The organism is Flavobacterium erigeronis, assembly GCF_054075165.1.
Genome location: NZ_JBSKGP010000004.1, coordinates 339,244 through 351,967, shown reverse-complemented (window position 1 = coordinate 351,967; position 12,724 = coordinate 339,244). Strand labels below are relative to the sequence as shown.

Sequence of the window (12,724 nt, the reverse complement as noted above, 5' to 3'; positions counted from 1 at the left end):
GTTTAAAAAATATAATAAAAAGCCGTTCTGGATATCTCTGGAACGGCTTTTTCGTTTCACACAGAGGTCACAGAAGATTTCTAATAAAAAAATCAAATTAATCTGCCCAGATCTGTTTAAATCTGCGTGAAACAAAACATTATATGCGTAACTTATTTACTTCCAATATGTTTTAAAAACCTTACGTTTTTATACAAATAATCTTATGTTTTAAAATAGCTTTTCCTTAAGTTTGTTTTCGGTAAAATTTTAAAATATAGTCGATATACATGGGTTTTCTTGATAAAATATTGGGCAGGGAAGAGGCTCCAATACAATCTTATAATGATTTCTGGAATTGGTTTTTAATGAATGAAAAGAAGTTTTTTAAAACTGTTCAAAATGGAGAAAATATACACCAAGGTTTTTTTGACAGATTAGCTCCAAAGCTGGATGAAGTGCATGAAGGAATTTATTTTCTTACGGGAATGTTTGACGATCAAACAGCCGAATTAGTGCTAACTCCCGACGGTGCAATCAGAAATATTTATGTAATCGAAGAATTAGTTAATACAGCTCCAAAAATCGACGGTTGGAGATTTACAGCTTTAAAACCCGCTTCAGATATCAATAATGTTAGTATTACGTATCAAGGTTTTGAATTTAGAAAAGAAAACTTAAAGTTTTTCCCGCGTATTCACGAAGCATATCCTGACGAAATAGATTTAGTAATTGTTTACGACCATTTTATTGAAGAAAAAAAAGCAAATGTAACTAACGGCGTATATATTTTCCTAGACAATTATTTGGGCGAACTGCACTCTGTAACTTTAATTGATAATCTTGTAGTTATCGGACCTAATGATACTTCTGAAGAATTAATTCCAATCGAAAAATTAAAGGATTATTTAATTTGGAGAGAAAAAGAATTTGTGGAGAAATACGTAGGAACCCGACACAATACAGAAAACGATGGTTATGCCAATTTTGAAGGCAAAAGAGAGGACGGCTCTATTGTGCTGGCTTTAATTAACACCACTATTTTAGAATGGGATAAAAAAGCATCACATCCATGGGTTTTTATAGTGGCAATCCCTTTTGATGACTGTGATAACGGCGGATTGCCAGATGAAAAAACATACAAACTCTTAGACGAGATTGAAGAAGAAATAATCTACAGTTTGCCAGATTCTGAAGGCTATTTAAATATAGGAAGAGAAACTGCAAGTAATAAAAGAGAAATCTTTTTTACCTGTAAAGATTTTAGAAAACCAGCACAAACTGCCGATGAATTGATTAAAAAATACAGCGGTGCTTTTGAAATAAGCTACGAAATTTACAAAGACAAATACTGGCAGTCGTTCAGACATTTTGAGCCGAGATAAATTGCTTTTTTTGTTGAAATTAGAAAAAAAATCCGCTTAGAGAAAATCTCCAGCGGATTCAAACAAACTACTAAAAAAATCTTGCAAATTTATTTATAGAGAAGTGTTTCTGTTTTTAAGACGCCAAGTTCCATCATGCAATCCTTCATCATCTCATAAGTGCGCTCGATGTCATTATCTAATCCGATAGAAAAACGAATTAAACCATCTGTCAAGCCCATTTCTTGTTGTTCGTCTAACGGAATCTCACTCGAAGTCGAAGTTCCCGGCGCACTGAATAATGTTTTATAAAAACCTAAACTCACCGCCAGATAACCCAAATTTCTTTCCTGCATTAACTCCATTAATTCGTTCGCTTTCGCTAAAGTGCCAACGTCAATCGTCAGCATTCCGCCAAAGCCATATTCAGGATTTATCATCGTTTTGTACAATTCATGACTCGGGTGACTTTTCAATCCAGGATAAACCGTTTTTAAGCCGTCTTTCTCAAATTGATCAGCCAAAAAATGCGCATTATGACTGTGCTGTTTAATTCTGATATGCAACGTTCTTAGATTTTTCATCACACTCGCAGAACGCAAACTATCCATAGTGGGCCCCAAAAGCATACTCGCACCAGAATTTACATTTTTTAACGAATTAATAAATTCTTTCGAAGCGCAAGTCACACCGCCAACCGTGTCACTGCTTCCGTTAATATATTTTGTCAAAGAATGAATCACAATGTCAGCGCCCAATTTTGCTGGAGAAACTGATAATGGCGAAAACGTATTATCGACAACCAGCTTTAAATTATGTCTTTTAGCGATTGCTGCCAAACCGCGAATGTCAGCCACTTCCAATAACGGATTACTCACCGTTTCGCAATACAAAACTTTAGTTTTAGAAGTAATTGCGGCTTCCACAACATCCAATTTAGTGATGTCTACAAAACTCGTTTCAATGCCAAATCGGGGCGTAAAATTCTTTAGAAAAGCATACGTTCCACCATAAATCGTTCGGCTCGAAACAATATGATCGCCCGCACCGCACAACTGCAATAGAGTAGGCGTAATCGCGCCCATTCCCGAAGCCGAAACATTTGCCGTTTCCGTTCCTTCCATCGCCGCCAAAGCCTGATCCAAATACAAATTACTGGGCGAAGAATGGCGCGAATACAAATAACAGCCTTCCATATTGCCTTCAAAAGTATCAAACATAGTTTTAGCCGATAAAAAAGTATAAGTCGAAGAATCAGAAATCGACGGATTCACGCCGCCAAATTCGCCAAAGTATTGTAAATCCTGAATTTTATCTGCTGGGTTAAAGTCTTTCATTTTTCTGTCTTTGCGAGGAACGAAGCAATCGCCCTCTAATTAGTTATTTATTTTTTTTAAGGAGCTGTTTCCTGCTGTCCACTTTATCTTTTATGGTGAACCCCACCATAAAAGGATGCCGTTACCATCAGGGCTAGAGCACTCGTTTTCAAAAGAAATCTTTGTCAAAGAAAGAATGGTTTAGATAATTAATCAACCTTTAATCTAATAATTGGATTTTAAAACTATAAAAATTAATTTTAAATGATTTTTAATCTAAATTTGATAGTCAGAATACAATTCTGTAGATTTTCTTTCATTTAAGAACAAACAATAAAATTAACCAGAGGATGAGATTAGCTAACGCTCAGTTCGCTTGCGCTCGAGTGCTTCGTTCCTCGCAATGACATAACCATGACATTAGACGAAATAGATAAAAAACTCCTCCTTTTACTTCAAACCGATAGTAAAAAGACAAATAAAGAACTATCATTGAAATTGAATCTTTCGGTAACAGCAGTTTACGAACGAATCAAAAAATTGGAACGTGAAGGCATTATAAAAAACTACGTTGCTTTAGTAGATAAATCCAAAATTGAAAAAGGATTTGTGGTTTTCTGCCATTTAAAACTCATTCAGCATACCAAAGAATTTCTCACGAAATTTGAAAGTGAAGTCATAAAACTTCCAGAAGTTTTAGAATGTCATCATGTAAGCGGCGATTATGATTATATCCTGAAAGTTCTAGTGAAAGATATGGAAGCATACAGAGAATTTTTAGTAACCAAACTGACTTCGTTACAACACATCGGAAGCACACAAAGCATGTTTATGATTAGTGAGGTGAAGAATTCGACGGTGATTTCTTTCTAAGGAGCTAAGGTACTAAGATGCTGAGGCTCTAAGGTTTTTCTTGTAGTGTTGAACGTATTTTTTGTCATTTCGAGGAACGAGAAATCTCCGCGAGAAACTCTACAAAGATTGGCGATTAAAAAACTTTGCGCCTTTGCGAGCAAAAAAATAAAATTTCTTAACATAATTCAAACTTTAAAAATCTTAAATTTGATTCCAAAATGGACGTAAAATGCAAGTAAAATGGAAGTAAAGGAATTAAGACGTAAGCTTATAAATGATTTTGGGAAGTTCATTGATGATGATTCTAAATTAGAAATTTTAGAGAGCGTTTTTGATGCCATAAAGCAGGATGAAAAACAATCTGTTGTTCCAGATTCGCACTATAATTTAGTTGCCGAAGAAAGAGAAAAATATCTTTCAAGAGATGTTGAAGCAAGTTCGTGGGAAGAAGCTGAAAAGCGTTTGAATGCGAAGTATGGTTTTTAAGGTCAAAATTTTACCATTAGCAGAAAAAGAAATTGACGAAACTATCGAATTTTATGAAAGCAGAAGTAAAAGCTTAGGAAAACAATTTCTAACTTATTTAAGATCTTATCTAAAAGTTTTAAAAACAAATCCAGAATTATTTGCAATAAAAAAAGAGCCAGGTTATAGAGAGATGACGTTGGTTAAATTTCCATTTGTGATTATATATGAGATTATTGAAACAGAAATAATCATTTATTCGGTATTTCACACTTCAAGAAATCCTGAAAGAAAACCGTAATTTTTTTTAGCTTCTAAGCTTCTAAGATGCTGAGCTTCTAAGTTTTTTTAATCGCGCAAAGACGCTAAGGCGCAAAGTTTTTGAATTGCTTCCAGCTTTAGCTGGAGGAATTAAGATTTGAAATATAAGGGCTTTAGCCAAAACTCATAAAGTTTGGCTAAAGCCTTTTTAAGACCACCATAATTTGCATCCAGCTAAAGCTGGATGCAATTATTAACTTTTAAAAAAAACTTTGCGCCTTAGCGTCTTTGCGCGATTAAAAAAGCCTTCATGATCTTTACATCGAAACTAAAATCAAAAAACTTCGCGTCTTAGCGCCTTCGTGGCAAAAAAAAACAGCCCAAGAAAAACAAAACCTTTGTGAAGCTTCGCGTAAAACCTCCGCGAATCTCTGCGCCACAAAACCTCAAAATTTCACACAAAAAACATTGGAATTTAAACTTTAAACAAAACTTTATTCCTTAAATTTGTGACGCTTAAAATAAAATAGATAAACTATGAGTTCATTTGACGTAGTCATTATAGGTTCAGGTCCTGGCGGATATGTATCAGCAATTCGTTGCGCACAATTAGGTTTCAAAACTGCTATTGTAGAAAAATATAATTCATTAGGAGGAACTTGCCTTAACGTAGGTTGTATTCCTTCAAAAGCATTATTATCATCTTCTCATCATTATGCTGAAATTGCTCATTTTGCAGATCACGGAATCGAAGTTTCTGGAGATGTAAAAATCAATTTAGAGAAAATGATCGCGCGTAAGCAAGCAGTTGTAGATCAAACCGTAGGTGGAATCAACTACTTAATGGATAAAAATAAAATCACTGTTTTCAATGGTTTAGGATCTTTCGTAGACGCAACGCACATCGCTGTTGCAAAAGCAGACGGAACATCAGAAACTATCGAAGCAAAATATACTGTAATTGCTACAGGATCAAAACCATCTTCTTTACCATTCATCAAAATTGATAAAGAAAGAATCATTACTTCTACTGAAGCTTTAGCTTTAAAAGAAGTTCCAAAACACTTAGTTATCATCGGAGGAGGAGTTATCGGAATCGAGCTTGGACAAGTTTACTTGCGTTTAGGAGCTCAGGTTTCTGTGGTTGAATTCATGGACAGAATCATTCCAGGAATGGATGGTTCATTGTCTAAAGAATTAACTAAAGTGTTGAAAAAACAAGGAATGAAATTCTACGTTTCTCACAAAGTAAAATCAGTTGAGAGAAACGGCGATGCTGTTGTGGTTCAAGCTGAAAATGCAAAAGGAGAAACAATTACTTTAGAAGGAGATTATTCATTAGTTTCTGTTGGTCGTCGTCCTTACACAGACGGATTAAACGCTGACAAAGCAGGAGTTAAAATCTCAGACAGAGGACAAGTTGAGGTAAACGATCATTTACAAACTAACGTTCCAAACATCTACGCAATTGGTGACGTTGTTCGTGGAGCAATGTTAGCACACAAAGCGGAAGAAGAAGGAGTAATGGTTGCTGAAATCTTAGCAGGTCAAAAACCGCATATCGATTATAACTTAATTCCTGGTGTAGTTTACACTTGGCCAGAAGTTGCAGCTGTTGGACAAACAGAAGAGCAATTGAAAGCTGCAGGAGTGAAATACAAATCTGGAAGTTTCCCATTCAAAGCTTTAGGGCGTGCAAGAGCAAGTGCTGACTTAGATGGATTTGTAAAAATCTTGGCTGACGAAAAAACAGACGAAGTTTTAGGCGTTCACATGATTGGTGCTCGTACAGCAGATTTAATTGCTGAAGCGGTTACTGCAATGGAATTTAAAGCTTCTGCTGAAGATATTTCTCGAATGAGCCATGCGCACCCAACTTTCGCGGAAGCGGTAAAAGAGGCGGCATTGGCAGCTACAGAAAATAGAGCTTTACACGTATAAAATAGCGTTTAAATATATAAACCGTCCCGTCTCGTCAGAATTTGACGAGACGGGACGTTTTTTTTGTGCTTAAAATTTAAGCTTTGGATCATATAATAATCAAAAATAATTTTGTAAATTAGATTTGTAATTCTGGTGCTATCTTTATGACTATTAAAAAGATAGGATTATGAAAAATAGATATATAGTTCCAATTCTAATTGGAGCAGGTATTGGGATCGCATTAAGCTCATGCGGAGGCGGAATTCCAAAAAATGCAAAAGCTGTAACAAACTTTGACAGCGCGAAATATCTCGGAAAATGGTATGAAATTGCCAGATTAGATTACAAATGGGAAAGAGATTTGAACAATGTAACAGCCGAGTATTCTTTGAATGAAGATAAAACTATAAAAGTCGATAATAAGGGCTATAATGTCAAAAAAGACAAATGGGAACAAAGTGTCGGGAAAGCTAGATTTGTCAAAAAAGACAATATTGGTATGCTGAAAGTCTCATTTTTTGGTCCTTTTTATTCTGGTTACAATGTCGTTGCAATCGATCCTGATTACAAATATGCGCTTGTGGCCGGAGAAAGTTTAAAATACATGTGGATACTTTCTAGAGAAAAAACAATTCCAGAAAGTGTAAAAGCAGATTTTCTTATCAAAGCTCAGGAAATTGGGTATAACGTAACCGATTTGGTTTGGGTGAAACACGATAAGGTGAATTAGAAAACAAAAAGTCCGTCTCGTTAATCTATCGGGACGGACTTTTTGTTTTTATTTAAAAATGATTTATGCTGTAAAAACACTTTTATAATTATCCCAGTATCTGTAAATCAAAAATAAATTTCCTAGAAATAAAAGTACGGCAATAGGCAAGCCTTCGGGTGCAAGAAAATAATTGATAAACAAAATATTTACCGTAATAGGTAAGATCAAGACGTTTGCTAAAGTTACATAACGCCCAGTTACAAATGCAATTCCACAAAGCAGCTCAATTGATTTTGCTAAAGGCATCAAATAAGTTGCGGCCATTAAACCTACATTAAAAGCTTTAAAATTTCCTGTAGTTTCAGGTTCAGGCATCAAGTGAAAAAAGTAACTGATAGAGGCAAAAAGCAGCAAAAGGCCAATTAAAACGCGGACAATAATGGTGGCAATTTTCATAATACTTAGGATTTTTTAGGGTTAAAAAATATAATTAAGTTATTGGAAAAGATGCAATCTAAAAGCTCAAAGTAGAATCACAAATTATGTTTTTTGAGGTTCTTTTTTAAGGATTTTACAATCAAATCAAGGCTGTTTTAGAATTAATCTAATTGTATATCAAATATAACGAATTTTTTCTTATAAAAAGTATGTCTTTTTAACAGTTTTGCAATCAGATTCAAATCATTTGATTATTTTTTTTGCTTTCTGGTAATGAAATAATTTTGTCGTAATTTTGACCTTTAAAATTACCATTTTTGAGAGTTTCCATCCATAAAAATATTGCCAATCCGAAACTGTTTAAGGAGCAGCTTTTAAGTTGGGCGCAGCAATTTCGCGAAGTCGTTTTTTTAGACAGCAATTCTTATCCGCAGCAGTATTCGAGTTTTGACTGCATATTGGCAGTAGATGCTTTTACGTCTTTAAAAACCGATTATTACAATGCTTTTGAAGATTTAAAACAATATCAGCAAAATACTAAAGACTGGCTTTTTGGACATCTTTCTTATGATTTAAAGAATGATGTAGAAAAGCTTCAATCCAATAATTTTGATGGTTTGAACTTTCCAGATTTGTTTTTCTTTCAGCCTAAAAAGATTTTTGTTTTGAAAGACAATGAACTTGAAATTCAATATTTAATGCTTTGCGATGATGAGGTTGAAGATGATTTTGAGGAAATCGTAAAAACTCAAACTGAAACGTTTGTCACACTGAGCGGAGTCGAAGTGAAACAACGCATTTCTAAAGAATTGTATATTCAGAAAGTAAATAAAATGCTGGAACATATTCATATTGGAGATATGTACGAAGCTAATTTCTGCATGGAATTTTATGCTGAAAATGCTATTATAAATCCGTTAGAAAAATTTCAGAAACTAAATGAAATTTCACAGCCTCCTTTTTCGGTTTTCTTTAAAAATTACAAACACTATCTGCTTTCGGCTTCACCAGAACGTTATCTGAAAAAGGAAGGAGAGAAGATTATTTCGCAGCCAATTAAAGGAACTTCGAGACGTTTTGCAGATCCGGTTGAAGATGAAAAATCAAAAAATATTTTGGCTTCAGATGCAAAAGAACGAGCTGAAAACATCATGATAACCGATTTAGTTCGAAATGACTTATCACATACTTCGCAAAAAGGTTCTGTAGTGGTTGAAGAACTTTGCGGAATTTATTCGTTTTTGCAGGTACATCAGATGATTTCTACAATTACGTCAAGATTAGATCCGCAATATTCTGCGGTAGATGTTTTAAAAACAACATTCCCAATGGGAAGCATGACAGGTGCGCCGAAGATTTCAGTAATGGAAATTGTCGAAAATATGGAAGAAACCAAAAGAGGTCTTTATAGCGGTGCAGTCGGCTATTTTACACCAGATGGAGATTTTGATTTTAATGTCGTAATCAGGAGTATTTTATACAATCAGGAAAATAAATATGTTTCATTTTCGGTAGGAAGCGCCATTACAGCACAATCTATTCCCGAAAAAGAATATGAAGAATGCCTGCTGAAAGCGAAGGCAATGCATGAAGTTTTGCGATAAAAAAAATAGCCACGAATTCACGAATTATTTTTTTTCGTAGATTGAACATATTTTTTTGCCACAGATTAAAAAGATTTCCACAGATTTTAAATCATTTTAATTCTTTTAATATGTAGCTATTTAGTTGAAGAAATAATTTGTGGGAATTTGTGTAATTTGTGGCAAAAGAAAATATGCGCCATCAGCATAAAAATAATTCGTGAATTCGTGGCTAATAAAAATATCGCGCTTAACATTTCGTTTGAAAAATAAACAAAACTTATTCTTTACTTTTATCAGATGTTTTTAAAATTCCAAAATCATATCGTTTCGAGATTTCCATTTTTAGCCGAAAAAAAACTTTTTCTGGCTGTAAGTGGTGGGCTAGACAGTATGGTTTTATTGCATTTATTGAATAAAATGCCTTATGAAATTGCAGTTCTACATTGCAATTTTCAACTTCGCGGATTGGAAAGTTTTGGCGATCAAGAATTTATTCAGAACTATTGCGAACAAAACAATATTCCGATTTTTACCACTCATTTTGATACTGAAGCTTTCGCTAAAGATTATAAATTATCGACTCAAGTTGCAGCGAGAGAACTTCGTTACAGCTGGTTTTACGAGCTTTTAGAAGAAAAAAACTTCGATTATATTCTGACGGCGCATCATGCAGATGATAATCTGGAAACGTTTATCATCAATTTAACGCGAGGAACGGGATTGGAAGGTTTAACTGGAATTCCAGAACAAAACGATAAAATTATTCGTCCGCTTTTGTCTTTTTCAAGAGAAGAGATTTTGAAATATGCAGAAGAAAATAAAATAGAATGGCGTGAAGATAGCAGTAATGCCTCGACTAAATATCTTCGAAATAAAATTCGCCATAATTTAGTTCCAGTTTTAAAAGAGATCAATCCTAATTTTTTGGATGCTTTTCAGAAAACGCAGTCCTTTCTTCAAGAATCAAAAGAAATGGTTGAAGATGCTTCAATTATGATTTATCAGCAAGTGGCAAAAGAAGCAGGCGATGATATTCATTTCGATTTAAATCAATTAAAAAAACTGCCTAATTATAAATCGTATTTGTACCAATGGCTGAATGAATTTGGATTTTCTGCATGGAATGATATCTACGATTTGGTTGAAGGACAGTCTGGAAAACAAGTTCTTTCTGAGGAATTTAGATTGCTAAAAAATAGAGAAACACTGATTTTGAGTCCGTTTTCTGAAACGTCAGAAAAGGAAGAATATGAAATTGGTGAAAACGATACAGAAGTTAATTTTCCCATAAAAATGAGTCTTTGTAACGTAGGTCACACAACATTCGGATCAAATAAAGTTATATTTGTTGATTCCGACAAAATCCAGTTTCCTCTGACTTTGCGTAAATGGAAAGAAGGAGATGTTTTTCAGCCTTTTGGAATGAATGGAAAATCTAAAAAAGTAAGCAAACTTTTTAAAGATGAAAAATTATCATTGATTGAAAAAGAAAAAACTTGGATTCTATGTTCTGAAAATGAAATAGTCTGGGTTGTCGGAATGAGACAGGACGAACGTTTTAAAATAGAAAAAACCACAAATAAAATACTTAAAATAGAAATACAATAATGAACTTTACTCAAAATCTTCAGACAAGTTTGTCAAAAAACGTTTGGACTAAAACCATTTTACTTTTCTTGTTTTTCTTTGCTTTTGCAAAAGGTAATGCGCAAATTTTAGAGCCAGTGAAATGGACTTCTAAAATTGAGAAAAAAGGAAACAATACCGTTTTGATTTTTGATGGAACAATCGAAAAAGACTGGCACATGTATTCGCAGTTTACACCAGACGGCGGACCTTTGGCATTAGAAATTAGTTTTAAAAATCAAAAAGGAAATTACGAACTGGTTGGGAAAGCGAAAGAAGGCAAAACCAGAACCGCTTTTAATGATGTTTTTGGTGTAGATGAAACTTTCTTTGAAGGAAAAGCACACATCGAGCAAGAAATTAAAATCATTAACCCGAACTTGAAAACGGTCGATGTAGATTTTGATTTTCAGGTTTGTAAAGAAGTTTGTATCAACTCAAGCAAGAAATTCTCTATTGCAGTTCCTTCTACTTTTAAAATGAGTGAAGTTCCAGTAGTTACAGAGGTTAAAGCTGATGAAACTAAAGTAGTTGGTTTGGCTGTTGATACTGCTAAAACAGAAGAAGCAGTTCAGCCAAAAATTGAAAAGACAGCAGAAACAGCAAAAGAAGAAATTCCTGCTCCAGCGCCTGCAAGAAGTTTATGGTCAATCTTTTTTATTGCTTTCTTATCAGGATTTGCGGCATTATTGACACCATGCGTTTTCCCAATGATTCCGATGACAGTAAGTTTCTTTACGAAACAAAGTAAAAGCCGTGCTAAAGGAATTAGAAATGCAATTATTTACGGTTTTTCTATTATTGCTATTTATGTTGTTTTAGGTCTTATTGTGACTAAAATATTTGGTGCCGATGCCTTAAATGCGTTGTCTACAGATGTTTGGTTTAACTTAATATTCTTTGTAATCTTAATCATTTTTGCTACTTCTTTCTTGGGAGCTTTTGAAATTATGCTTCCAAATTCATGGGCAAACAAAGCCGATCAGCAAGCCGACAAAGGCGGTTTAATCGGAATATTATTCATGGCTTTGGCTTTGGCAATTGTATCGTTCTCTTGTACAGGGCCAATTGTTGGAACATTATTAGTTGAAGCAGCTTCAAACGGTGGAATAGCTCCAATTGTTGGAATGTTAGGTTTCTCATTAGCATTAGCGCTTCCATTTATGTTATTTGCGATGTTCCCAGGTTGGTTAAATTCATTGCCAAAATCTGGCGGATGGTTGAATACGGTTAAAGTAGTTTTAGGGTTTTTAGAATTGGCTTTAGCATTCAAATTTTTATCAAATGCCGATTTAGTTTTACAATTGCATTTCTTAGAAAGAGAAGTTTTTATCGCAATCTGGATTGCTATTTTTGGAGCTTTGACTTTATATTTATTCGGAAAAATTACATTGCCTCACGATAGTCCGACAAACCATATTTCTGTTGGAAGACTGTATTTAGGATTACTGACTTTAGTGTTTACATTCTATTTAATTCCAGGACTTTGGGGAGCGCCTTTAAAATTAATTAGTGCTTTTCCTCCTCCGTCTACGTATAGTGAAAGTCCTTTTGGAGTTGGTGGATCAGGAAATGGAGCTGTTTCTGCAGAAACAGGAAAAGGACTTCCAGAAGGAGCAGAATTAGGCCCGCACGGAATTATGGTTTTCCATGATTACGAAGATGGATTAGCTTACGCGAAAGAAATCAATAAGCCCATTATGCTTGATTTTACAGGTTATGCCTGTGTAAATTGCAGAAAAATGGAAAACAATGTTTGGTCTGAACCAGCAATTTTACCAATTCTAAAAAATGATGTGGTTCTGGTTTCGCTTTATGTTGATGATAAACGTGAATTGCCAAAAGAAGAGCAATTTACAACTGAAGCTGGAGACAAAATTATTACAGTTGGTGACAAATGGACTGATTTTATGATTTCTAAATATAAAACTAATACACAACCGTTGTATGTAATTACAGATTTAGAAGGAAATAATATGAATGCTTCTAAACCAACAATTAGCTATGTAAGCGCTGATGAATATTTAAAATGGTTGAAAGAAGGGATTGCTAATTTTAAGTAATTGGGTCAATTAGTCAATTAGAAAATTAGAAAATTAGAAAATTAGAAAATTAGAAAATTAGAAAATTAGAAATAGAATATTAAACCACTCTATAGGCAATCTGAAACCTACAATCTAAAATTTAAAATAATAATAA

General features: G+C 34.1%; 11 protein-coding genes. 9 read left to right on the top strand and 2 right to left on the bottom strand.

What is annotated here, in order from left to right:
• Positions 1–269: 269 nt before the first annotated feature.
• Positions 270–1,364, top strand: coding sequence for a DUF695 domain-containing protein (locus ACWA1F_RS10415; RefSeq protein ID WP_456893693.1), 1,095 nt, complete (start codon positions 270–272; stop codon positions 1,362–1,364).
• Positions 1,365–1,453: 89 nt separating this feature from the next.
• Here ACWA1F_RS10415 and ACWA1F_RS10410 read toward each other — a convergent pair whose 3' ends face one another.
• Entirely contained in the window at positions 1,454–2,680 is a 1,227-nt protein-coding gene (locus ACWA1F_RS10410) for an aminotransferase class I/II-fold pyridoxal phosphate-dependent enzyme (RefSeq protein WP_456893692.1), read from the bottom strand.
• 393 nt (positions 2,681–3,073) lie between these two features.
• On the opposite strand from ACWA1F_RS10410, the gene ACWA1F_RS10405 reads away from it, so the two are divergent.
• The 5 genes from ACWA1F_RS10405 (at position 3,074) to ACWA1F_RS10385 (ending at position 6,893) form a co-directional block, all read left to right on the top strand.
• Complete coding sequence (locus tag ACWA1F_RS10405) at positions 3,074–3,532, top strand: Lrp/AsnC family transcriptional regulator (protein ID WP_456893691.1); 459 nt, start codon at positions 3,074–3,076, stop codon at positions 3,530–3,532.
• A 222-nt stretch (positions 3,533–3,754) separates the two neighbouring features.
• Positions 3,755–4,000, top strand: a complete 246-nt coding sequence (locus ACWA1F_RS10400; protein ID WP_456893690.1) for a hypothetical protein — start codon at positions 3,755–3,757, stop codon at positions 3,998–4,000.
• Positions 3,981–4,280: a type II toxin-antitoxin system RelE/ParE family toxin gene (locus ACWA1F_RS10395; RefSeq protein ID WP_456893689.1), complete on the top strand. Its 300-nt coding sequence runs from the start codon at positions 3,981–3,983 to the stop codon at positions 4,278–4,280. The genes ACWA1F_RS10400 and ACWA1F_RS10395 overlap by 20 nt, the downstream gene beginning before the upstream one ends.
• A 497-nt stretch (positions 4,281–4,777) precedes the next feature.
• Positions 4,778–6,181, top strand: coding sequence for a dihydrolipoyl dehydrogenase (gene lpdA / locus ACWA1F_RS10390; protein WP_456893688.1), 1,404 nt, complete (start codon positions 4,778–4,780; stop codon positions 6,179–6,181).
• Positions 6,182–6,350: 169 nt separating this feature from the next.
• Complete coding sequence (locus ACWA1F_RS10385; RefSeq protein ID WP_456893687.1) at positions 6,351–6,893, top strand: lipocalin family protein; 543 nt, start codon at positions 6,351–6,353, stop codon at positions 6,891–6,893.
• 63 nt (positions 6,894–6,956) lie between these two features.
• Here the strand turns inward: ACWA1F_RS10385 and ACWA1F_RS10380 are convergent, their stop codons facing one another.
• A complete protein-coding gene (locus ACWA1F_RS10380; RefSeq protein WP_306158786.1) occupies positions 6,957–7,331 on the bottom strand; it encodes a DoxX family membrane protein in 375 nt (124 codons plus the stop codon).
• A 299-nt stretch (positions 7,332–7,630) separates the two neighbouring features.
• On the opposite strand from ACWA1F_RS10380, the gene ACWA1F_RS10375 reads away from it, so the two are divergent.
• The 3 genes from ACWA1F_RS10375 (at position 7,631) to ACWA1F_RS10365 (ending at position 12,588) form a co-directional block, all read left to right on the top strand.
• The gene (locus tag ACWA1F_RS10375) at positions 7,631–8,917 is read left to right on the top strand and encodes an anthranilate synthase component I family protein (RefSeq protein ID WP_456893686.1); all 1,287 of its coding nucleotides are present in this window, start codon (positions 7,631–7,633) and stop codon (positions 8,915–8,917) included.
• A gap of 279 nt (positions 8,918–9,196) precedes the next feature.
• Positions 9,197–10,507, top strand: coding sequence for a tRNA lysidine(34) synthetase TilS (tilS, locus tag ACWA1F_RS10370; RefSeq protein ID WP_456893685.1), 1,311 nt, complete (start codon positions 9,197–9,199; stop codon positions 10,505–10,507).
• Entirely contained in the window at positions 10,507–12,588 is a 2,082-nt protein-coding gene (locus tag ACWA1F_RS10365; RefSeq protein WP_456893684.1) for a protein-disulfide reductase DsbD family protein, read from the top strand. The genes tilS and ACWA1F_RS10365 overlap by 1 nt, the downstream gene beginning before the upstream one ends.
• Positions 12,589–12,724: the final 136 nt, after the last annotated feature.

Coding starts and splice junctions, on each gene's coding strand:
- ACWA1F_RS10415 (WP_456893693.1), top strand. CDS start 270: ATGGGTTTTCTTGATAAAATATTGGGCAGGGAAGAGGCTCCAATACAA.
- ACWA1F_RS10410 (WP_456893692.1), bottom strand. CDS start 2,680: ATGAAAGACTTTAACCCAGCAGATAAAATTCAGGATTTACAATACTTT.
- ACWA1F_RS10405 (WP_456893691.1), top strand. CDS start 3,074: ATGACATTAGACGAAATAGATAAAAAACTCCTCCTTTTACTTCAAACC.
- ACWA1F_RS10400 (WP_456893690.1), top strand. CDS start 3,755: ATGGAAGTAAAGGAATTAAGACGTAAGCTTATAAATGATTTTGGGAAG.
- ACWA1F_RS10395 (WP_456893689.1), top strand. CDS start 3,981: ATGCGAAGTATGGTTTTTAAGGTCAAAATTTTACCATTAGCAGAAAAA.
- lpdA (WP_456893688.1), top strand. CDS start 4,778: ATGAGTTCATTTGACGTAGTCATTATAGGTTCAGGTCCTGGCGGATAT.
- ACWA1F_RS10385 (WP_456893687.1), top strand. CDS start 6,351: ATGAAAAATAGATATATAGTTCCAATTCTAATTGGAGCAGGTATTGGG.
- ACWA1F_RS10380 (WP_306158786.1), bottom strand. CDS start 7,331: ATGAAAATTGCCACCATTATTGTCCGCGTTTTAATTGGCCTTTTGCTG.
- tilS (WP_456893685.1), top strand. CDS start 9,197: ATGTTTTTAAAATTCCAAAATCATATCGTTTCGAGATTTCCATTTTTA.
- ACWA1F_RS10365 (WP_456893684.1), top strand. CDS start 10,507: ATGAACTTTACTCAAAATCTTCAGACAAGTTTGTCAAAAAACGTTTGG.